The sequence below is a fragment of the Vibrio tarriae genome, assembly GCF_002216685.1.
Classification (GTDB): domain Bacteria; phylum Pseudomonadota; class Gammaproteobacteria; order Enterobacterales; family Vibrionaceae; genus Vibrio; species Vibrio tarriae.
Genome location: NZ_CP022352.1, coordinates 431,175 through 452,797 on the forward strand (window position 1 = coordinate 431,175; position 21,623 = coordinate 452,797).

General features: G+C 48.7%; 16 protein-coding genes. 4 read left to right on the forward strand and 12 right to left on the reverse strand.

Annotated elements, in window-relative coordinates; genetic code table 11:
- Positions 1 to 3: 3 nt before the first annotated feature.
- Together pstC and CEQ48_RS02535 are read right to left on the reverse strand one after the other, a co-directional pair.
- Positions 4 to 924 carry a phosphate ABC transporter permease subunit PstC gene (gene pstC / locus CEQ48_RS02530; RefSeq protein WP_089070100.1) on the reverse strand — a complete coding sequence of 307 codons (921 nt, stop codon included), beginning with the start codon at positions 922 to 924 and terminating at the stop codon, positions 4 to 6.
- A 78-nt stretch (positions 925 to 1,002) separates the two neighbouring features.
- Positions 1,003 to 1,824, reverse strand: coding sequence for a phosphate ABC transporter substrate-binding protein (locus tag CEQ48_RS02535; protein ID WP_089070101.1), 822 nt, complete (start codon positions 1,822 to 1,824; stop codon positions 1,003 to 1,005).
- Positions 1,825 to 2,194: 370 nt separating this feature from the next.
- On the opposite strand from CEQ48_RS02535, the gene CEQ48_RS02540 reads away from it, so the two are divergent.
- Entirely contained in the window at positions 2,195 to 3,838 is a 1,644-nt protein-coding gene (locus CEQ48_RS02540) for a methyl-accepting chemotaxis protein (RefSeq protein WP_089070102.1), read from the forward strand.
- Positions 3,839 to 3,968: 130 nt separating this feature from the next.
- Here CEQ48_RS02540 and CEQ48_RS02545 read toward each other — a convergent pair whose 3' ends face one another.
- The 6 genes from CEQ48_RS02545 to CEQ48_RS02570 form a co-directional block, all read right to left on the reverse strand.
- Positions 3,969 to 4,532 carry an Lcl C-terminal domain-containing protein gene (locus CEQ48_RS02545; protein WP_001964121.1) on the reverse strand — a complete coding sequence of 188 codons (564 nt, stop codon included), beginning with the start codon at positions 4,530 to 4,532 and terminating at the stop codon, positions 3,969 to 3,971.
- A complete protein-coding gene (locus tag CEQ48_RS02550; RefSeq protein WP_089070103.1) occupies positions 4,529 to 5,971 on the reverse strand; it encodes an Lcl C-terminal domain-containing protein in 1,443 nt (480 codons plus the stop codon). The genes CEQ48_RS02545 and CEQ48_RS02550 overlap by 4 nt, the downstream gene beginning before the upstream one ends.
- A complete protein-coding gene (locus CEQ48_RS02555; RefSeq protein WP_089070104.1) occupies positions 5,968 to 8,274 on the reverse strand; it encodes a proprotein convertase P-domain-containing protein in 2,307 nt (768 codons plus the stop codon). Before CEQ48_RS02555 ends, CEQ48_RS02550 begins: the two co-directional genes overlap by 4 nt.
- A gap of 9 nt (positions 8,275 to 8,283) precedes the next feature.
- Positions 8,284 to 10,425, reverse strand: coding sequence for a TonB-dependent hemoglobin/transferrin/lactoferrin family receptor (locus tag CEQ48_RS02560; protein WP_089070105.1), 2,142 nt, complete (start codon positions 10,423 to 10,425; stop codon positions 8,284 to 8,286).
- Positions 10,425 to 12,422, reverse strand: coding sequence for a prolyl oligopeptidase family serine peptidase (locus CEQ48_RS02565; RefSeq protein ID WP_089070106.1), 1,998 nt, complete (start codon positions 12,420 to 12,422; stop codon positions 10,425 to 10,427). The genes CEQ48_RS02560 and CEQ48_RS02565 overlap by 1 nt, the downstream gene beginning before the upstream one ends.
- A gap of 213 nt (positions 12,423 to 12,635) precedes the next feature.
- Positions 12,636 to 13,982 carry a DEAD/DEAH box helicase gene (locus CEQ48_RS02570; protein ID WP_198301118.1) on the reverse strand — a complete coding sequence of 449 codons (1,347 nt, stop codon included), beginning with the start codon at positions 13,980 to 13,982 and terminating at the stop codon, positions 12,636 to 12,638.
- Positions 13,983 to 14,524: 542 nt separating this feature from the next.
- Between CEQ48_RS02570 and CEQ48_RS02575 the strand changes: the two genes are divergently transcribed.
- On the forward strand, positions 14,525 to 14,773 hold the full coding sequence (locus CEQ48_RS02575) for an Lpp/OprI family alanine-zipper lipoprotein (RefSeq protein WP_001038496.1): 249 nt from the start codon (positions 14,525 to 14,527) through the stop codon (positions 14,771 to 14,773).
- Between the two features lie 84 nt (positions 14,774 to 14,857).
- Here CEQ48_RS02575 and CEQ48_RS02580 read toward each other — a convergent pair whose 3' ends face one another.
- The 4 genes from CEQ48_RS02580 to CEQ48_RS02595 are packed head-to-tail and all read right to left on the reverse strand — an operon-like array spanning position 14,858 to position 18,952.
- The gene (locus CEQ48_RS02580; RefSeq protein WP_089070108.1) at positions 14,858 to 15,784 is read right to left on the reverse strand and encodes a L,D-transpeptidase family protein; all 927 of its coding nucleotides are present in this window, start codon (positions 15,782 to 15,784) and stop codon (positions 14,858 to 14,860) included.
- 8 nt (positions 15,785 to 15,792) lie between these two features.
- Entirely contained in the window at positions 15,793 to 17,202 is a 1,410-nt protein-coding gene (gene phrB / locus CEQ48_RS02585) for a deoxyribodipyrimidine photo-lyase (protein ID WP_089070109.1), read from the reverse strand.
- Positions 17,203 to 17,211: 9 nt separating this feature from the next.
- On the reverse strand, positions 17,212 to 18,009 hold the full coding sequence (locus CEQ48_RS02590) for a MerR family transcriptional regulator (RefSeq protein WP_089070110.1): 798 nt from the start codon (positions 18,007 to 18,009) through the stop codon (positions 17,212 to 17,214).
- Entirely contained in the window at positions 17,999 to 18,952 is a 954-nt protein-coding gene (locus CEQ48_RS02595; RefSeq protein WP_181710692.1) for a YbgA family protein, read from the reverse strand. Before CEQ48_RS02595 ends, CEQ48_RS02590 begins: the two co-directional genes overlap by 11 nt.
- A gap of 321 nt (positions 18,953 to 19,273) precedes the next feature.
- Here CEQ48_RS02595 and deoD point away from each other — a divergent pair, with 321 nt between their 5' ends.
- Both deoD and CEQ48_RS02605 read left to right on the forward strand, forming a co-directional pair.
- Positions 19,274 to 19,984, forward strand: coding sequence for a purine-nucleoside phosphorylase (gene deoD / locus CEQ48_RS02600; protein WP_000224891.1), 711 nt, complete (start codon positions 19,274 to 19,276; stop codon positions 19,982 to 19,984).
- 66 nt (positions 19,985 to 20,050) lie between these two features.
- Positions 20,051 to 21,520: a lactate dehydrogenase gene (locus tag CEQ48_RS02605; RefSeq protein ID WP_089070112.1), complete on the forward strand. Its 1,470-nt coding sequence runs from the start codon at positions 20,051 to 20,053 to the stop codon at positions 21,518 to 21,520.
- Positions 21,521 to 21,623 lie beyond the last annotated feature (103 nt).

The window sequence follows — 21,623 nt, forward strand, 5'->3', positions numbered from 1 at the left end:
TCATTACCTCGCTTTCTCACGGTTTAAATACAACAACGCACCGTTCAGCATCATGATGAACACCAACAACACCACGCCGGTAGCGTAAAGCGCGTTAGCATGGATACCACTGGCGTAAGACATTTCAATCGCAATGTTGGCGGTCAGAGTACGCGCCGAATCGAGTATGCCTTCTGGCATCGCAGGTGCGTTACCCATCACCATGATAATCGCCATGGTTTCACCCAAAGCGCGGCCGATGCCTAAGATAACGCCCGTCATGATCCCCGAACGAGCAGCAGGAACCAGCAGTTTGAAGATGGTGTAGATGCTTGAAGCACCCAGTGCGAGTGAACCTTCTTTGTAAGCACGCGGTACCGCGCGAATCGAGGTTTCAGAGACCGTAATCACGGTGGGAAGGATCATGACGCCCAACACTATGATACCTGCCAGAATCGTGTTACCCGCAGGCACATTAAAGACATCTTGAATCAGCGGAACGATGATCACCAAGCCAAAGAAGCCATAGACCACAGAAGGAATACCGGCGAGCAATTCAACTGCAGGGCGTATCACATCCGCTACCCGTTTGGGAGCCACTTCAGCTATAAAAATAGCCGTGAGAACGCCAACCGGAACCCCCACAATCACAGCCCCAAAGGTTGAGACGACAGAAGCGACAATCATGGTCGCGACACCGTACAGGGCAGGTGGTAACCAGTCTTGTCCAAGCACTATGCCAGTTACTCCCGCTTCTTGGAAAGCAGGGATACTTTCACGAACAATGAAGTAAGCAATGATGGCAAGAGACAGAATACCGATCACGGCACTGGTTAAAAACAAACCGTGAAAGATACGTTCTTTCCAGTCAACACGTCGTTGCTCACGCAAACTACGCATAGAGGTATTATCCATAAGCTTGTCACTATTTGTTGCGATGGTCATAAAATCACCTATCGAACTAAGGTCGATGTAAACAAAGTACCCGACCCAAATTGGGTCGGGAAAAGGGAGCAAAGCGTATTAGTTAACTGTGATGTAGCCTTTGTCAGCGACAATCTTCTGTGCGTCAGCAGAGAGCATCCACTCTAGGAATTTTTTCGCTTCCGCAGATGGCTTGTCTTGTTTGTACAGAACTAGGAATGGACGAGATACTTTGTAAGTACCGTTTTTCACGTTATCTACGCTAGCTTCAACACCGTTCACAGCCAGTGCGTGAACTGAAGTATCAACAGTACCGAGTGAAATATAACCAATCGCATAAGGGTTAGAAGCGACCATAGTTTTCAGTGCGCCGTTACCGTTTGCGACTTGAGCACGTTGAGAAATAGCAGAGACTTCTTTATCCGCCACTTTCTTTTTCAATTCCATGATGTCTTCGAATGCACCACGAGTACCCGAAGCGGTGTCACGAGTGATGGCAACGATTGGCTTATCTTCACCACCAACTTGTTTCCAGTTAGTGATTTCGCCTTTGTAGATTTCAGAAACTTGTTCTGCTGTCAGACCTTTCACCGCATTGCTTGGGTGAACGACGACTGCGATACCGTCAAGCGCGATCGCTTCTTCAACCAGAGTCGCTTCTTTTTCAGAATCTTTCAGATTGCGCGATGACATACCGATGTCCGCGCTACCATTTTTTGCGGCTTTGATACCCGCAGAAGAACCTGGACCTTGTACTTCAATGAAAACTTCAGGATTCATTTTGGCGTAAGTTTCAGAAAACACTTCCATCAGCGGAGTAACACTGCTTGAGCCCACTGCTGAGATTGTCTCTTTTGCCATCACTGGAGTTACTGCAAGTGCGCCCATAAGAGCGATAGCACCGATTACTGTCTTTTTCATCACGAATTTCCTATAAGTGGCTGGGTTGCCGTTGTGTTTCACTTGAACGAGGCTCACTTTAGGCGGTGAATATGACAATTATGTTTCACTTAATTGAACCCTCTATGACACCTTTCGCTTATTGTTCATAAAATCCACAGACATAGCGTTTTCACCCAAGCCGTTATCAGGGCTGCAACAAAAAATTCACCCCTAAGGCTAAATGTTTCTTCTATCCAAAAAAATGCGCAAAAATGCGACCGAAATCAACATATTGTTGTAACTACTGGTTTACTAACGATTGCAATCTCATCGGTGATACTTATTATCAATGGCCAATTATTCAAAATAACAATAACAATTCTTACTTATATTTCAGAAGAGGACCATCATGCGCCAGTTACTCAGCGGTTTGTCTATCAAACTGCAGGTTGTAGTACCTGTGTTTTTCACAATGCTTTTACTCGGTAGCGGAATCGTGTTCAGTACATCGACACTCAAAACGGCTTTCAGCCAAGTTTCTGATTCCACCGAACACCTTATTATCGACAAGGACAATCTCACCAACATCATAGACAACACTTATGCGATGCGTATCAGCGCAATCTATAGCCTCTTTCGCCCTGATGAAGTGAAGGTATTAGCTTCCGTACTCAGAGACAAACAAAGTCAAAACTTACAACTGATGCAGGTTTTCAGTGATAACCCAGAGCTACAAGATGAAGTACATGCGTTAACTAAAGCCATCCAACACTATGTGGATTACTCCATCAATACCATGATTCCGCTGCTCAATATCAAACACAATGCAGAGCAAGACAGTACAGATTTTGACAGAAAGTACCAACAAGCCTCCGACGCTTATCGCGCTGCAGGGAATGATATGGTGAAAGCGATCAGCGAACTTTCTCAAGCCTTGAATACGTTGGCTATGCGCACTCTTAAAGAGAGTGAAGCACAACATGATGGTGTACTGAGCAATTCGACCATTTCATTGATTGCGGTTCTGTTAGCAGCGGCAGTATTAAGCTGGTTTTTGGCAGGCATTATTGTGAAACCGCTGCGTCAGCTTCAGCAGACGGTTCGTGAAGTCGCAAAAGGCAATTTGCTGGTTGAAGTCCAAGAAGAAGGTAATAACGAAATCACCCTTCTGGCACGTGATGTCAATGCTACCGTTACTCAACTGCGCCAAACCGTAGCATGCCTAGTGCGCATCAGTACCGATGTCGCTTCCGCTTCGACCGAATTAGCGACCGTAATGACCCAATCCAGTGTCAACTCCGATCAAGAGAAGCAGGAAGTGGAACTTGTGGCATCGGCGGTCAACCAGCTGCAAAGCACCGCGCAGAGTGTGACTGACCATGCACACAGTGCGGATGGCGCAGCACAACAAGCCAACCAACTGGCATCTCAAAGCTTACGGATGTTTGAAGAGAGCCACCGCGCAACCGCGAAAATGGCTGATCAACTCACAGAAGCCGCACAAGTGGTCAATCAACTGAAGGAGCAGTCTGAACGCATTGGTAATGTGACAGACGTAATCCGTAGTATTTCTGAGCAGACTAACCTTCTGGCACTGAATGCCGCGATTGAAGCGGCTCGCGCCGGAGAAAGCGGACGCGGTTTTGCTGTAGTAGCCGATGAAGTACGTATGTTAGCCGCGCGCACACAGACCTCGACTCAAGAGATCCAAGCCATTATTGAAGAGCTGCAAAACCAATCCAATACCGCTAACAGCAGTATGCACTCAAGCTTAAGCCTGCTTGAGCAAAACCAATCTTTAGCAGCCAAAGTCAGTGCATCTCTCACTGAAATCAATCATTCGATCAGTGCCTTGGGGCAGATCAACGCGCAAGTGGCAACCGCTTCGGAAGAGCAAAGCCAAGTGACCAAAGACATCAACCGCAACCTCAGCAATATTTATGAACTGGTTAGCCAAAATGTGACCGGCATTACTCAATCAGCAGCAGCAAGCCATGAGCTGTCCAATCTTGCTGAGCAGCAACACCAGCAGCTCCAGTATTTCCGAGTGTAAACGAGTCGACGTTCTTGATGACATAAAAAAGGTCTGGATAAACCAGACCTTTGTCTTTTTCGTGCCACTTACTTTTAGAGCTAACACCACCGCCCTTCAAGCAAGATGGGGATAGCAGAAATAAGCATGCCTATTGCTCATCCGCCACAAGGAGCAACCCCATCTCATGGGCGTGAATCGAGTACGCATAAATCTCGCCGTTAATCGCATCCCACGTCCAAGCTTCTTCACGCTCAATACGCGTGGTATTACTCCATAAATAAGCGGCATAGTTGCCCACCTCGGTCACTAAGCCAGAGGCAAACGCCGTCTCATTCGCCGCTGGCGCAAAGCAGGCTTGTTCGGTCAAACTGCTCAGCTCTTTGATGTTTGGCATGCGCCACTGTTTAACACCCGCAAACTGGTGTAAACGGTGACGGCTACCCGGGTGATTGATCGCTTGCACTTCTTGGAGTGCCGCTTGCCAGCGCAGAGGTTGCGCCTGTCCTGTACAACGTCCTTGCTCAGCATTCCACTCCTTACCAAAGGTGCAGCGCATCCACGTTAACCCTGTGTGCAGGTCTTTTACTGTTCCTTGGGTGCTGTAAACATAACGTAAGTTGGGTGCGGTGCGCACAATATCACTCGCACACTCTTGCGCCATTACCGGTAAGCTCAACGCCAACAGAGTAGCCATAGTCGAGAGGGTTTTCATTCTTGATTCTCCACTGGGTTGGCAACCATACGCACTGGAAGCAGCAAGGAGCTACCCGAATCCGCTTCTTTATTCTGGTCATAGATTTCGATCACGCTGACTTCACCCTTAGCTAAGCCTAAGTGACTAATAAATCTGTAGGAGTGGGAGCCATTAGCCATTAATAACGAATAATTCATATAACTCACGGCAGAAGTCCAAGTATGTCCAGAGTAATCTTCGTTCTGGCTTTGCTGCGGAAAATAGCTCACGCTCAATGCCTGCGCCTCTTCGCCCGTCTCGCCAAAATCAAACAGGTTGAACAACTCTAGGCTGGTTGGTAATCGCCAATGACGGATCCCACAACGCGCAGTTTGGTTTAGATGTGTAATGTATTGCGCCGTCGTACAGACTTCATCACCAGCACTATTGCAGGTGGCTTCTTCCACATCCTCAGCATAAGGACTAAAACGCCCAGGGATCTCAAGGGCAAACAGGCGTTCTTTGTGATTAAGCGAGGTCGTATCTGCACTTTTCACTTCCCACACCAATCCGGTTACTTCATCGCGTACACAAGACCATTCACTTGCGCTGTCGCTCAGTGGGTTGCCCGCTGCATCGAGTTTGCGCATCGTGAAGGCTGACTTGCCCGATAGAGCATCACGACCATACTCGGCATCCTGCTCTGGATAATCACTGTTGGGGATATAACCGACGATCCCCCCTTCTTCATAAAAAGTGACCAGCCCAGTATCGTTTAGTGGCACTTGGCGAGGAACGCGTTTCGCCAACTGTGTCACGTACTCCGTAAGCTGCGCCTCATCCAAAGCATTGTGCACTATGCCGGGATGTTCATCACCAAAGGTTTGCGCTAAAGCGGCTAGCACTTGCGTGCGCTGCTCAGTGGCGATGAGTGGCAAAATCTCCAGCATATTGGCTTCAAGCTGGGCTAACGAATTTTGCGTAAACAGCGCCTGCAGATCTCGAGGGGCGGAGATGCCACGTTGTTCAAGCTGCGCGAGAAAGAGTTTAATTGCGTCGGCTTCCGTGTAACCAGCCACCATTAACGCCGCAAACAGGGTGCTCACACCGTTGATGAGTCGATCCCCCGCTCGGTTTAACCCCGGAGCGGCAAGCACAATATTGGCTGAATCATTGTCTGCCGAGCGCGCAGCACTGGCACGGCTCACTTCAGCCAAAATAGGCAATGAATAGAGTGATTTATCCAAGCTTCTTAGCGTAAAACGACCATTGCTGTCCGCTTGGATGGTGAGTTCGCCGCTATCACAAGTAAAGTTTTGGTTACGGTCTAAGCAGATTTTGCTGTTCAGTGCGACGTTTTGCGCGCTCAACGAGCCCGATAAAACGTATTCAGGCAGACTCGTCTCCTGCGCAGCATCTTCACCACCACAACCAGCCATCAGTAGCGCCATACTGATCAAAGAGTAGTGAAATTTCATGATTGAGTCCCCTTGTTAGCCCAACGACGACGAGAGAAAGCACCCAGCAGAAGCAGCAAGCCTAAAGTGAGAGAACCACTGCCCGCCGCGACGTCTTCTTCACTATTGGTCGTGCTTGTTTGATCTTTGACTTCTTTATCACAGGTGTAGTGGGTCACTTCACCGACTCCCCATAAATGTAAAGTACCCACATTGCCCACGACATTATCGAGGATCTCCAAGCGCCAATTACCATCTAAGCGTTCACCGCGTAACACGTGTAGTGCCTTTTGGTGAGCCAATACCCAGTAGTCATCTAACTGAGCAACCGGCGTGGTTTGGTTGTTGAGGATCTCGACTCGGGTGCCTTGCGGTGAAATCAAGGTGATACGCAAATCCTGTATATTGCTGTGGCTGAGTTTCAAACTCAGCGCAAAATCATCGTCAACGGTGCGCTCTTCTCCAGTAACAAAGAAGTTGTAACTTTTGAAACCCGAAGCAAGTTGACCATCACTGCCCAACTGCGCATCACGCAAGGTTGAGTTCAAGGTCGTAAAGGTTTGTGTCATCTTAGGAAGACCAAACACAACGGGTAACTCCGCCTGCCAAGTTTGCTGTCCTAAAAAGTCTGCATACTGGTAATTAAGGTCAACCTTAACCGAGGTCGCGACACCACATTGGTAATCGGTTGGTGCAGGCAATCGCCACACCACATTAGCCAGATTGTCTTGGCTAAAAGTATGAGTTTGTCCAGCAATCACCACCGTGGCTTGCGTCGTTGCCGAGCGCTCTATCGCGTTGACGTAAAGGTTTTGAGTTGCGAGCGGATCAAGGTACTTTTTAGCGAATGCCGCTTGGAACGGCGCTTGCAGTAAACCGTGATGCTGCAAATTGCGCTGTAAGATCTGCTTATAGTCTTTATCTGGATACAGTGCGTTGGCCACATACAGCATGTTTTGTGCAAGGTCGTGCATCAATACCCCACGCCCTACGCCAAACATGGACTCCAACACTACAGTATTGAACTCATCAAAGGCGCTTACCCCATATTGCTCAACCGCCTGCTTCAAGCTTTGAAACAAAGGGGTCGACCAGAGTTCATCACCTAAATGACCCGCTTCACGCTCATGGGCACGATACCCCCCCGCTGAGTAATAACGCGCCGCGAGGTTAGCCAAACTGCGGGTGGAAATTGTGGTTCCAAAATAACCATCCCAGTTGAACAGGGTATCAATTTCAAACGCTTTGCCTTGTTCATACTGGTTACGGTAGCTGTGCGATCCCGCCCAATAGTCGCCAAAACCTTCGCCTAATGCGCCAGTATGACCGTATGCCCAGTCCGGCACCATGTGGTAGTGGATGGCATGGCCAAGTTCATGCCAGATGATGTCGGCATCCAGCGCATCGGGAGAGACGCCTTCGCCAAATAAGATGGTATTGGGGCCCAAATAATATGAGGAGTTGTTGGTTGGGAGTGCTGCAGCATCAAACAACACCGGCTCAGTGCCTGAGCCATCAGCTTTATCAAACAGGTGATAGCCGAGCGAATTCAAATAACGCAGCGAATTATCCAGATGTACAAACGCCATCATCTGCTTAAAACCGCTATCCCCCAGTTTTGTAGCTTGCAACTCGGCGAGTGAACTCCAGCTCGTTATTGCGCTATCAACCGGTGAAAGGCTAATACCGCTATTAATGTAGTTATTACTGTCTGCTTCTTTTCTTAAGATGGCTTGCGCATCCACCATCTGCACTCTTGTGTTAGCAAGATAGTATTTCCCACCCGATGCCAGCAATTCCACATTCGCTTTAACGTATTGTGGCGGGTTTGAGTAGCCATCCATCGACGTCCAAGGCGTAGCAGGGGCTGCCAGACCGTCCATCGTGCGCAAATCGGGATCAAAAATTGGCAGTTCAACATTCAACGTAACCCCAGTGTTCAGTTCTGGCACACGCAAAGCATTAAGACGTTGTGGCGCGACAAGCTCAGCCGCGATGCTCGGAACACCATTGACCAGCACGGTATTATTCAGGCTTTTAAACACTCGGGTGACATTACCCTGCTTATCGGTGGAGATAACCACCGTTTTTTGTGCCTGCACTTCCCCATTTTGGGTCAAGTCAAAATTGTAATGGGTACCAAGCAGGCTGGTTTTGCGATAACGCAGTGCTGGCTGGCCCACTTGTGGATAGTACTTTTCGACAAACGCTAGTGCCTGCGCCTCGTTCAGCACTTTATCGCTGGTGGCCGGATAATCCCACTGCGCCGCTGAGGCTAAGGGGGCCAATAGACTGGCTATAATTAAGGTCAACGTTGATTTCATCTTAAGCTCCTAGAACACATACTTAGCGTGCACGGTGAAATAGCGTCCCGGCTCAGTGGAATAACGCGTGTCACTTGGCGTCACACCAGCGACATCTTGATAGCGCGTGTATTCTCGATCGAGCAGGTTAACCACGTTGAAACTGGCACTCAGTTGTGCGTTCCATTGGTAGTTGAGGCCGATGTCCCAACTCACCCAACCTGTGGTCGTGGCACATTCAGTTTCTTTGCCTTGCTCTGTGGTGCAAGTCGGCACTCGGCTCATGGCACTCGCCCAGTTCAGTCGGCTGTAAGCGTCCCATCGATCTCGTTGGTAGTTGAGCTGCACACTCCCTTCTAGTGGGGTTAAGGTGCGCACGTATTGGTTTTCACCATCTTTACCATCGACGTATCCGAGTTTATTTTCGACACTCCAACGATCATCTAGACGATGCACTAACGACATTTCAGCCCCGTAGGTTTTGACGCCAGCGATATTTTGGTACTGCTGGATAACTGATCCTGTCGTATCGTCATAATCAATTTGTTTGATATCGATAAAGTTATCGAAGATGGAATAAAACACGGCTACATAGAGCTGAGTCTGACCATTGTCGTATTTGCTGCCCAACTCGAAACTGTCGCTGGTTTCAGCGCGTAACTTATTGTTGGGCTTGATGATAAATGGCGTTAGCGGGACGAAACTGTGATCGCTTGCGCCATACGCTTTGTCATAACTTGGCGCACGGAAGCCGTGGTTGTAGCTCAGATAAGTATTCCATTCTGGATGCCATTGATAAGAGATTGAGGCACTGGGTGACCACTCACTGCTCCCCATGGTCACCACTTTGTAGCCATGAATACGATCGGTATTTTTAGGGCTCAATTTTTGCGCATCAAAACGCAAACCCGCAGCCAGCGTCCAATCTCCTAAGAGGAGATTGTCTTGTCCGTAGACGCCAAAACGGTACTCACGCGCAGGAGCAAACGGCTCATCGGCTTGTAAATCGTCACCTGAAGATTCCATCCGTCGAATCGATTTCGGACGCTGGTAATCATGACCATCAACGCTCATACCGTAAGCAAACTGATGCAGCCACTCACCTTGTTGCCACTCTTTTTGCGCATTGAGCGTGGCTCCTAATGCCTCATCATTGAACCCTTCATCACGCAGTTCACGGCGATAGGAGAGGATGCCAGCGCCAGACCGATCATTCGCCATCAAACGGTTCGTCTGTGTGATGTTTTCTGTACTGCGCCAGTAGAGTTTGCCTTCCAGCGTATCCATCCAACTTAGATTAGCCGTGTAATCAGCACCAACGCTGGCCAGACGCGTTTGGCTGCGTTGATACTCGTAAAAGCTGACCAGATCCCACTTGTCGTCTTTTTGAATAGAAGAGGTGCCTTCGCGACGCTTGGCATAATCATCAAAATACTCTAAGTGCGTTTTTAAACGCAGCGCATCGTTTAACCAGTAGTGGTGGGTGAAGCCAAGGTTGTAACCATCCACTTCGCGGTTATACAGATCTTGGTTGAAGTTACGCGTCTCTTCACCTTGCCAGTAGTCGATCGTGAGCAGCGTCTCGCCATCACCGCGACGCATGGCTAACGCGTGATTGCCTTGGTAGCGGTTGCTGATGCCTGAGTAGGTCAATGCGGCATCCACGTAATAATCACGGTGATACAGATAATCTTCCGGCGCTTTACTTTCGATGATCACCACGCCACCAATCGCACCAGAACCGTATAGGGTTGAGCTTGCGCCTTTCACCACTTGGATCTGTTTCACATTGCTCAGGTTAAATGTGTTACGACCATACTTATCGTTGATGTCTGCTGCACCATAACCATCCGCACTTTGAATACCATCACGGACAATCGCTATCCGGTTGCCGGTCATGCCACGAATCGTAATATTTTGTGGGCGTCCCGCTCCGCCAGTCACGCTGACACCCGGCTCCTGATTCAATGCATCGTACAACTCGGTCTTGCCTTGCTTTTCAAGGGTTTCCCCTTCAAGCACTGCCACTGACCCCGCCACTTCTGACAAAGGCTGCTCAATGCGATTGGCCGTCACCACCACTTCTTCGTAGTGGCTAGGCTCAGTTTCGGCATGAGCGAACCCGGCCGCGAGTACGCTAAGTACCGCAGCTGATACTGGAGAAAGCTTCATTACTGCCCCGCTTTTCTGGTTTTATCTAAGGTGAGAAAGAAAGCATATTCACGCGCCTGCTTTTCGAGCGCTTGACGCCGATCACTGGAGTGACCCGCCTGAAAATCGGTTGATAAAAGGTAAGGTCCAGCCCCTTGTGAGACCTCACGCAAACGTGCCAAATAGTGAGCGCCTTCCCAATAGGGCACTCGATTGTCCCACCAACCAACGTTAACCAACGTCGGAGGATAAGGGGCAGTACGTAGATTGCTGAGTGGATCATAAGCTTGCATCACTTGACGCTGCTCTGGCCGTTGAGGATTACCCCATTCTTGATACTGTTGCACCGTCAAGGCTTGACTGGTATCACTCATACTGGCTAACACATCGACAAACGGCACTTGCAGCACAGCTCCCGCAAATACGTTGGGCTGCTGATTGAGCGCCGCAGCAACCAAGGTGCCGCCGGCACTTCCGCCTATCGCATAAATGGCGCGCTCACCTTGCTGAAAATGGGTGAGATATCGAGCAGCCGCGAGGAAATCATCAATGCCGTTTTGTTTATTGAGTCCAGCGCCAGCTTGATGCCAAGCCTCGCCAAGGTATCCACCACCACGAACATGAGCGATCGCGTAAATCATGCCTCGATCAAGCAAGCTGACCATTTGTGGCATGAAATAGGGCTTCATCGTCACGCCATAAGCGCCATAGCCATACAGCACCACACTGCTATTGGGGGTCAGCTTGTCAGAACGGTAGGCCAGTGTCACCGGAACTTGGATGGCACCTTGCGTCACCCATACCGTTTGGGTTTGATACTGTTTCGGGTCAAAGTCTGCATAGTGATCTTGGCTTAACCGTTGCCACTGTAGCTTCGCCACATCCAACTCATGCCAGCTAGCAGGCTCCGTCATTGACATGGCGCGTACACGTAGCCGATTGCTGGCGGCATCACCATTACGAGAGATCCACGCCACTTGACCTAAATCTCTTAGTTCAAAGTGAGTACGCACTTCGCCTTGGTCATCGAGAATCCAAACTTTCGGTGCTAAGGTTTGGTTCTCCACTAACACAATCCCAGCATTAAACAGATAAAAGTTGCTCAGTGAGCCGATCTCTTTATGTGTGGTGACGCTTTGCCAGTCCTGTTTAGCGTGTAGCGGCTGACGATAGAGACGAAATGCCCCCTGATGGTTACTATTGATGTAAAGCGTTTCACCCAATACATCGGCGTAGTATTCCAGCCCCGGTTCGATAGCGCGCAGCCATGGCATCAGCTCACCGGTTTGGGTATCCAAAAGGCGTTGCTGAGTCGAGCTTTCATTATTTTGCTGTACCACGATATAGCGTGGATTGCTGGCAGAATAGAGCGAGAACAGCCACTCTGCCGAGCGCCACTCAGCGAGCGGTGTTGATTGACTATTTTCCAGCTCAAAACGCTGCAGTTGGGTAGACCCATTGAGATCAGATAAGTAGTAGAGGCTTTTGCCATCGGCCGCCCAAGCAAAGTAAGTGCTCGCTGTTTCTGAAACGATCTGCTCGGTGCGATCGGCTAAACGCACGATCGTCAGCTTAAACTGCTCGTCACCCCGCGTATCTTCTGTCAACGCTACCCATTGGGTTGAGCGATCAAGTGACCAAGAAACCAATTGGTAATAATCAAACGGCTCTGCACGCGCGCTAAGATTCAGCAGCGGCTCAATTTGGCCTTGTGCACTGATTTTGACGATGTGTCGATAACCATTCCATTGAATGTCGTTGTACTGCTGCTTTGCGTAGATAAGCGCTGGGGGAGACGCTTTATGCTGAGCCATTTGCTGCCATTCATTAGCCAACTCTTCCACCAAGGGCTTGGCAGGTGCAAACCAATGATCGGTTTTTCGGTTATGCTCAGCCAAAAACTGCTTCACCGCAGGTTCCGAACGCGAGTCATCGCGTAACCATTGATAATCCGTCTCTGCGTAAGTAGAAAAAACCGACAGAGATGTCGTTAACAGCAATACATTGAGCAGTTTCATCGAAAATGTGACAACTATAACAAATAAAAATCGGTCGCCACTCTAACACAAACGCAAACAATATCAATTATCATTTGTATTATTTTAGAGTAAAGATTCTATTTTTTTAGAAATGCACCACTAAACCACTTTACTGGGCATAAAAAAACCGCCCATCACAGGCGGTTTTTTCATTCAAAATCAACACTTGCATTCAAAGCTGCGCAACATCGCTTATTCGGTTTCGTCTTCCCGATCCACTTCTGGCTTAGGCGCGACTTTCTTTTTCGGGATAAAAACCGTGTCGCCCACAGCCACATTTTGGTAGAAACTCTTGTCACGCGGCGCGGCTTTCTTGGCTTTGCTTGGCGCTTTCGCTTTGTTAACCCGTTGACCTAGCGCAGCTTTAGGTGTCACTTGACGTGGCTTCAACCCTTTGAACTTACCTTCTAAGCCTTCTAAGACTTCAAACTGAATGTCTTGCTGTAAAAAGGCTTCCACCCGCTTAAAGCTATCCCAGTCTTTTGGCCCGACGAGAGACATCGCATCACCTTTATTTCCCGCACGGCCAGTACGACCGACACGGTGAACATACTCTTCGGTATGCTTTGGCATATCAAAGTTGATCACGTGAGTTACAGCAGGAATATCAAGGCCACGTGAAGCAACATCCGTCGTCACGAGAATCTTAAATACCGCACGCTCAAATTGCCCCATGATGGTGTTGCGCTGCGTTTGATTAAGATTACCACTGAGTGCAACCGCTTTGAGGTTGTTTTGATTGAGCTTCTCAGTCAGGCGATCGGTATCAGCACGCGTTGCTGTAAAGATGATCACTTGACGGTACTCAGCATCGGCCAAAATACGATCGAGCAGCGCTTCCTTGTGATCCAGATGGTCACACAAGTAGAAATGCTGAGTAATGTCTTTGTGCTCTTCGCTGCCCACCCCGATCGCGATGCGTTTCGGTTCATTAAGCAGCTCCATCGCCATATCATTCACATCTGCATGATCTAATGTGGCAGAGAACATCAAGGTTTGGCGACGACGGTGCTTTGCCGCGTTATGGATACGGCGCAGCTCTTTGGCAAAGCCTAAATCCAACATACGATCCGCTTCATCCAGCACTAGCGTTTCTAGGCCTTCCAAAAACAGCGAACGATGGTCAAGATGATCGGCTAAACGTCCTGGAGTTGCGACAATAAAGCGAGGCCCACGCGCTAACGCTTTCACTTGGTCATTAAAGTTTTCACCGCCCGTGATCAAGGTTGCCGTATAACTTAAACCACCCAACATGGAGCGCAGCTCACCATAAACCTGCTTTGCCAACTCACGGGTTGGAACCAAAATCAAGCCACGCGGATCTTTAGCTGAAAAGGCTTTGGTTTTTAAAGATTTATGCAGCATAGGCAGCACGAATGCCAACGTTTTGCCCGAACCTGTCTTAGAGGAGGCCAACAAATCACGTCCCGCAATAGTGAGCGGTATCGCCTGTTGTTGGATCTCCGTCGCTTGTTTGAAATTGTAATGCGCTAGATTTTTCAATAAGCGATTATCTAAGCCTAAATCTTTGAATTGCAAAGTACTCTCCATCTTGGGTTGTGCTTAAAACTGTAAAGCAGATCACGAAAAAGGCCATTATAATAGCGCAAATCGGCTCTCTATAGATAGCTGACCTATAAAATAATCCCAAAATCCATAAGGCAAGTCTGGGTATACCAAAACTACTTGGCGTTGCAGGTAGGCAGCAAGTTGAGTGACAAATTTGTCTGGAACAAATTTGCACATCCATCGGCTGATCTTTGGTGAGAGCCAAGGATGGCTCTCACCATCCCCTATGAGCATCGACAAACTCTGTGATTGGAGCGAACGAACGTAGCCAATATCGTTGCGACTTCAAGTAGAAAGGGGATATCGGTTTATCGAATAGAAAACGCATTATTCATAATCTAATAATTAAGATGTCGGACAATTAATTGATTCGTTGTCAAAATCTTGGATTTTTTTAGCTTTTGAGGGCTAGTTTTGCGCGAAATTGCGACTACAATAATTCCGTCCATATTTTAATTTTCGATAAGTATAGGACGTCAATAACACCGACTTACCAAGTTAAGGAGTTCTCTATGAACAAGATGTTAATCGCAGCAGCAGCGTCTTCCGTACTTCTACTAGCGGGTTGCGCCTCTGGTCCTGATGAAGCTACCACTGCAAAAATGAACGAAATCAGCACTCAGGTCAGCGAACTGAATTCGCAAGTTGCTGCACTGGCATCAAAAGTGGATCAAGCTGCTGAAGCAGCGAAAGCCGCTCAAGAAGAAGCTGCACGCGCTAACGAACGTATCGACAATATTGCTCAGTCTTACACTAAGTAATCTTTGAGTGATATAAATTTAAAGAGCCAGCATTTGCTGGCTCTTTCTTTTTCTCACACAACGAGTTTTGACTAAGGACAATGGCTATTGAGCTATCGATTCCGATTCCCATTGCGGTGGAGCAATCTCCACCGGAACCCCATTTTGCGCTAAAACCGCCGCGCGAGCTTTCGCATCGGAGATTTGGTGCTCTTGCAGCCACCAACTCAGCTCTTCAGGCATCACCAAGCTTTTTTTCACTCCATTGCTGCGAGTAAGCGGCTCATGAACTTCGATAAATACACTACGATCAGGTTCAAGAGCAACCTTGATTGGTTCGTTGATGATCCGTACTTTTTCTCCGCGGTCCACTTGCTGAAAGAGCCATTCAATGTCTTTCGGATCCATACGAATACAGCCAGCGCTGACCCGCATCCCGATCCCAAAGTCTTTATTGGTGCCGTGGATCAAATATTCGCCAGATCCGTAGGCGAGACGCATCGCGTAATCACCGAGCGGGTTTTCTGGGCCTGCGGGCACGACTGGCGGCAAATCAATCCCTTTGGCTTTGTATTCTTTACGAATCGACGCTGGTGGCGTCCAAGTTGGGGATTTGCGTTTGCTGCTGATTGACGTTTGCATCACAGGTGTATCGCGGCCGATACGCCCAATGCCAACGGGGAAGATATGCACTTTACCTTCATTAGGACGGAAATAATAAAGGCGTAACTCAGCAAGGTTAATCACAATGCCTTCATAGGCCACTTTCGGCAAAATGATCTTTGCGGGGATGGAAATGACAAAGCCTTCTTGGGGTAAGAAAGGGTCAACGCCGCGGTTGGCAGCCATTAACGCTAGGAAACCAATATCATATTTTTTTGCAATGTCGGCTAAAGTCTCACCTTTCTCAATTTTATGATATTGCGTGTTACCGACTATGCTACTGCCTTCGATAGGTAGATCAAACACGGCGGCATTGATACTCCAACTGACCGCCAATGCACAACCGATTACCCAAACTTTCCACCACATCTTTTTGGTTATCCCTTCGCTGTTTTATACAGACGTAAGGTTACTTCTCTTTCCTGCTTATGATCAACTAGTCGCGCAGGATATAACACGCTATTGACAGCCGGATAAGTCCAAGGTTGGTGAATATAAGCCGAAGAAACTGAACGCAGCTCCGGCACCCAACGGCGGATGAAGTCGCCATTCGGGTCAAATTTCTCCCCCTGACTGACCGGATTAAAAATCCGAAAATAGGGCTGTCCATCACACCCAGTGGATGCACACCACTGCCAACCACCATTGTTGGCCGCATAATCACCATCAATCAGGCGACTCATGAAATAGCGCTCACCCCAGCGCCAGTCGATATGCAGATCTTTGGTAAGAAAGCTCGCCACGATCATCCGTAGCCGGTTGTGCATCCATCCGGTTTGGTTCAGTTGGCGCATTGCCGCATCGACGATCGGATACCCTGTCTTACCTTCACACCAAAGCTGGAACTTTTCGTTATCATTCCACCACTCCAAACGCGCCCTCCACTCCACAAAGTCACGACTTTTCGAGAGATTAGGCTCAATCGCGACCAAATGCTGGTAAAACTCGCGCCAGATGAGTTCACTCAACCAGACTTGCGCCCCTTCACTGAGTGCGCCGGTTGACGACTCGCGATACAAACGAGCCACGCATTGCCGTGCCGATAACACGCCAATCGCCAAGTAGGGTGAGAGCGAACTGGTGCCTTCCCGAGCCGGGAAATCGCGCGCTTGATGGTAGTCCTGCACTCGTTCACGACAAAAATCGCGCAATTGAGCGCGCACAGTCTCAAAGTCCACGGCCCATGGCGTGCTGTCTACTCTGGGGTAATCCAATGTTTGTTCTGGATGCCAAACCAATTCGGCCAACGCACTCGGTACGTTCCAAAGCGCTGCGGGACGATTTTTTCCAATCACAGGCGGCTGAAATAGAGTGAGCCATGCGCGCTTGAAAGGGGTGAACACTTTAAAAAATTCGCCCTGTTTCGTGCGCACCGAACCAGGAGGTAATACACATTTATCATCAAAAGCAGACCATGTTATCCCTTGCTCAGCCAGTAACTGCTGTGCCGATTGATCACGTTGCTGCTCGTCCAATTCGTAATCACGATTGGCGAGAACTTGTGTGGCATTAAGCGTTTTCGCCAACTGGCTAACCGCCACAGCCGCCGCTTGAAAATCCGCGACTTGCTGATAAAAAAGTGGCACGTTAAGCACAGCAAGCTCTTGTTGCAACTCTGCCAAACGTCGCCAAATCAAATCGGCTTGAATAGGCGCTAGATGGTGCTGATGCCACTGCTCTGGAGTAGCGATATACATCGCCGCAACCGGATCACCACTGTTTAACGCAGCGGTGAGCGCTGTATTATCAAAGCTGCGCAGATCACGACGAAACCAAACCAGTTTCATACAAGCTCCCTAAGATTGTAGCTGTTGTAGTACATTCGATAGTACACACTGCTCGCCAAACTGCTGTTGGAGGCTCGCTAAAGCTGACTGTTGAGCCGCAGGTAGTGCTCGATGGGCGTGCAGAGCCAGAATCTGGTATTGCGCTAATCCCGGATTCTCTAGCAAACCACGAATATCGTCGACGGCTTCCAACAGCGTCACTTGGTGACCATTTTCAGCCCACGCTAGAGCCCACAACCAAGCATTCAGCGAACCGGCTTCATCCAAACTAATGCATAAGCATTTGCCTTTCACCGCCGCTTTGTTCTCGGCATCAAGAATAGAAGCTAATTTGCTGAGCATGAGCGTGCGAAACAGGCCAATCTGTAGTGAACGTAAAGGCCCTTTCACTCGCTCAAGGGCTTCTGTGACTGGTTGTACAAACTGTGCTTGCATCACACTGAGCGGATACTCTTTAAGCACGGTGGCAATAATCTGCTCCGCTTTGGAACGTTGTAGCGCGGCCAGCGCAGTGAGGAGTGTTTCGCACTCTTCCAACTGGCCGACAGTTTGCGGGGCGGATTCGCTCTCCGACACCCCACTTTGTAGTAACGCGCCCACTTTTCCAATCGCGACCCCTTTCGCCAACCAACTCTGGATCTGACGGATCATCTCTATGTCCTGATCAGTAAACAGGCGATGCCCTTTCTCGGTACGATCGGGTTGCACTAGGTTATATCGACGCTGCCACGCGCGCAGAGTAACCGGTTTAACCCCCGTAATTTCCGCGACTTCACGGATCGCGTAGCGTTTTTCATCACAAACCATAACGTAATTTCAACTCCTGAGGATGAGGGTTTAGATAGCGCTGCTGAGCGAGATAAGCATCAGGAAACAGGGCTAGATAATGTTTGAGAAGCGTGATTGGCGCTAACAGTGGCAGCTCACCCACCCGATAGCTTTCGATCACTTGAGCCAGCTCGGCTTTTTGTAATTTGTTCAGCGAGCGCTTGAAATAACCTTGCAAATGCATCAGCACATTCGTGTTATTTTTGCGGCTGGCACGGAGAGCCAGAGCTTGCATCAAACCTAAACGGTACTCTTGGATAAAAGAATCCAATGGATACTGTTTCACATTCGCCACTAAGCGCCCTAACGCGCGGTACGCCTGCGGGTTATGTGCCATCAAGGTTAATTTGTAGCGAGAGTGAAATTCGACGATTTTTTTCGCGCTCGGAGCATCGCCCATGCTGGTGTAAAAATCATGCAAGCAGAAGACTCGGGTGATGTAGTTTTCCCGCAATACCGGATCATTCAATCGACCATCTTCTTCAATGGGTAGCCACGGCATTTTTTCCATCAAAATTCGAGTATAGAGGCCAACGCCGTCTTTTTCGGTGCCATTGTGCTTGTAGACTTTGACACGCTCCATACCACAACTGGGTGATTTTGCGCAGACGATGTAGCCACACAACTCAGCATTTTGTAACTCAGCAACTTTCTGCTGTGAGTAGCTCTCTAACGCTGCGGTGTGATCACGCGAGCTGTCTTTGGTTTCCACCAACGCAATCCGTTCATTTTCCGAGATAAGTCGTAATGTGGGACGCGGGACAGGTAGCCCCATTCCCATTTCTGGACAAACGGAAACAAACTCCGCATAACGTTCGAGTTCATTGGTCACGAAGTGGCTAATTTTATGCCCGCCATCGAAGCGTACTTTTGCTCCAAGTAGACAAGCACTGATCCCAATTTTGAGTGGCGTGGTCTGCATACGAGTCTCCAACACTTATCTATACAATGAAAATTTCCGTACAAGATCTATAGCACGCTGCCTATCACTGTACAAATAATTTTTTTGTACAGAAATTTTCAATACCACCAGCCAAACGATTAGCTCAACGTTTGCCTTATCAGTTTCAACATATTTCGTTATCAATAAGTCGTTTCGATTTTAAAAGAGAGTATTTTGTGACAACCCTCTCAAGGAGCCCTGTAGATACTGGCTAGTATTGGCACAACAGATAAGCCTTGAGCCAACAATATCCGTAATTAGTATCTTTGTCTGTTGGCTAAATTGAATTGGAGAGTAACCATGGCAACCCCACACATTAACGCTCAACCTGGTGATTTTGCTGAAACCGTATTGATGCCGGGCGATCCACTACGTGCGAAGTACATTGCAGAAACCTTCTTGGAAGACGTCAAGCAAGTGTGCGATGTACGTAGCATGTTTGGCTTTACGGGCACATATAAAGGCAAAAAAGTCTCTGTGATGGGTCATGGCATGGGTATCCCTTCTTGCAGCATTTATGTGCATGAATTGATTGCAGAATATGGTGTTAAAAACATCATTCGTATCGGCAGTTGTGGTGCAGTACGTGATGACGTCAAACTGATGGACGTGGTGATCGGTATGGGAGCATCAACCGACTCAAAAGTGAACCGCATCCGCTTCAGCGGCCATGATTTTGCGGCCATCGCCGACTACGACTTGCTGGAAACGGCGGTTAACCAAGCTCGTGCTCAGCAAGTGCCAGTGAAAGTGGGTAACGTATTTTCTGCAGATCTGTTCTACACCCCTGAGCCTGAGATTTTCGAAAAGATGAAAAAACTCGGCATTTTAGGTGTGGATATGGAAGCAGCAGGTATCTATGGTGTAGCCGCTGATCTCGGCGCACGTGCGCTGACCATTCTGACGGTGTCTGACCACATCTTACGTGGTGAAAAACTCAGCTCTGAAGATCGTCAAAAGTCTTTTAACGACATGATGAAAGTGGCGCTTGAAACCGCAATCAACATCTAATTTATCTTGTCATCACCGTCAGGCTGAAATACTCCTGACGGTCAGAAATACCCCGAGGGGGAGATCGTGCCTAACGACCAACTACCACCGGACGCAGAAGGTTTACAACTCAACTTTTGTAAAACATTGGCGTGTGACAACTTTGGATTGAGTGAGGCAAAGCATTACGTTTTGCAGCGCGTAAACCCGAAACGGCCAGCGATGGTTTGTCGTGAATGTGGAGCTTTCCCCCCCTTACTTAATAACCGCGATGTGGTGAACGAACTGCACCGCTTACGCCAACTGCATAGTGATGGCCTACCGGCTTGCCATAACCCGGCATGCCCGAATACCGGATTATCCGTCCATACTCACAAACAGCTTTATCACGCCTTTGGTTACAGTGGCGATCGCCAGCGTTATCGTTGCAAAGCCTGCCATGCCACTTTTGTTGATAAATGGTCAGGTGCCAACCATAAACTCCACTTTCAAGAGTCACTGCTTGGGTTGCTGTTTACGGGCTACTCGGTTCGCGAAATCTGCCGCAAGCTGTCAATCAATCCAAAAACCTTTTACGACCATCTCGACCACATCGCTAGCCGCTGCCGACGTAAATTAGCGATGATCGACGCTCGCTGGGTTAACCATGCCAAAGCATATCAGTTTGCCTCGCATTACCAACCTTTGCAGGCACACAGCCATAATGGCGTTTACTGGCTTGCCACTGGTGATGCGCAAACGGGTTACATTCTGTGCCAACATCTTAACTACTCTGCTGATGAACAGCCGACGGGCAACCTAGACCACGATCCTTACCAAATGCCAGCGCGTTTTGTGCCGCAAGGGTATGTCGCAGAAGCACAAGCTGCACCCCATAAACCGTTAACCTTGTTGCGAGAACGGATTGATAACCGCTACCAGCTAATTTTGGCGCGTGCCAACGTAGAAGATCCGATGGGTAATTTGACGCAGTTCCACTACCCCTCAAAAGGTGCGGTGATCCGTCCGCCTTACACCTCTTACGCGCATTATCTGCATGTGCTGGATATGTGCGACCCAGGCAAACGGGTTTCAATCTTCATGCCGCAAGATCCTCTATTACGTTCTGCGGCGTTAAGCGTCAGCTTGTCCCGAATCCGATGTCAAAATGTTGACCTTATGTACGTAGAGGAAGATCCAGATTGGCAGGCACAAAGCCCATTGGAGAAAACCGATATTGTGCACATGGGGTGGTGGCGTGATCGTTGGGCTATCGCTCATTCAGGCACCAAAGCCAAAGGGATTTGTTACCTAGCGGGCAACAACCCTGACCCACAACACTGGTTACAGCACGCTTCTATCCGACAAATCGAATACTATCAAAATCGATTCCAACTCCTGTTTGAGTCCTTCATTAATGAGCCGCGTCGCAAACTGCGGCCGGGCGGGATCCAGCCTCTGCTGGACATATTCCGTGCATGGCACAATTTATGCTACCAAGATAAACATGGATTTACTGCGGCACAAAACCTAGGTTTATCGCAGCATCCTCTAACATTAAAGGAACTTTTGTCCTAAATTGCTTAGAGGAAGAGTGTGAGATAACACTAATTATTATCGAATGACTTGATAAAAGTGTCCGTTTTTTCACATGAATTCGTGTTTAATGGCGTCTTCTCCC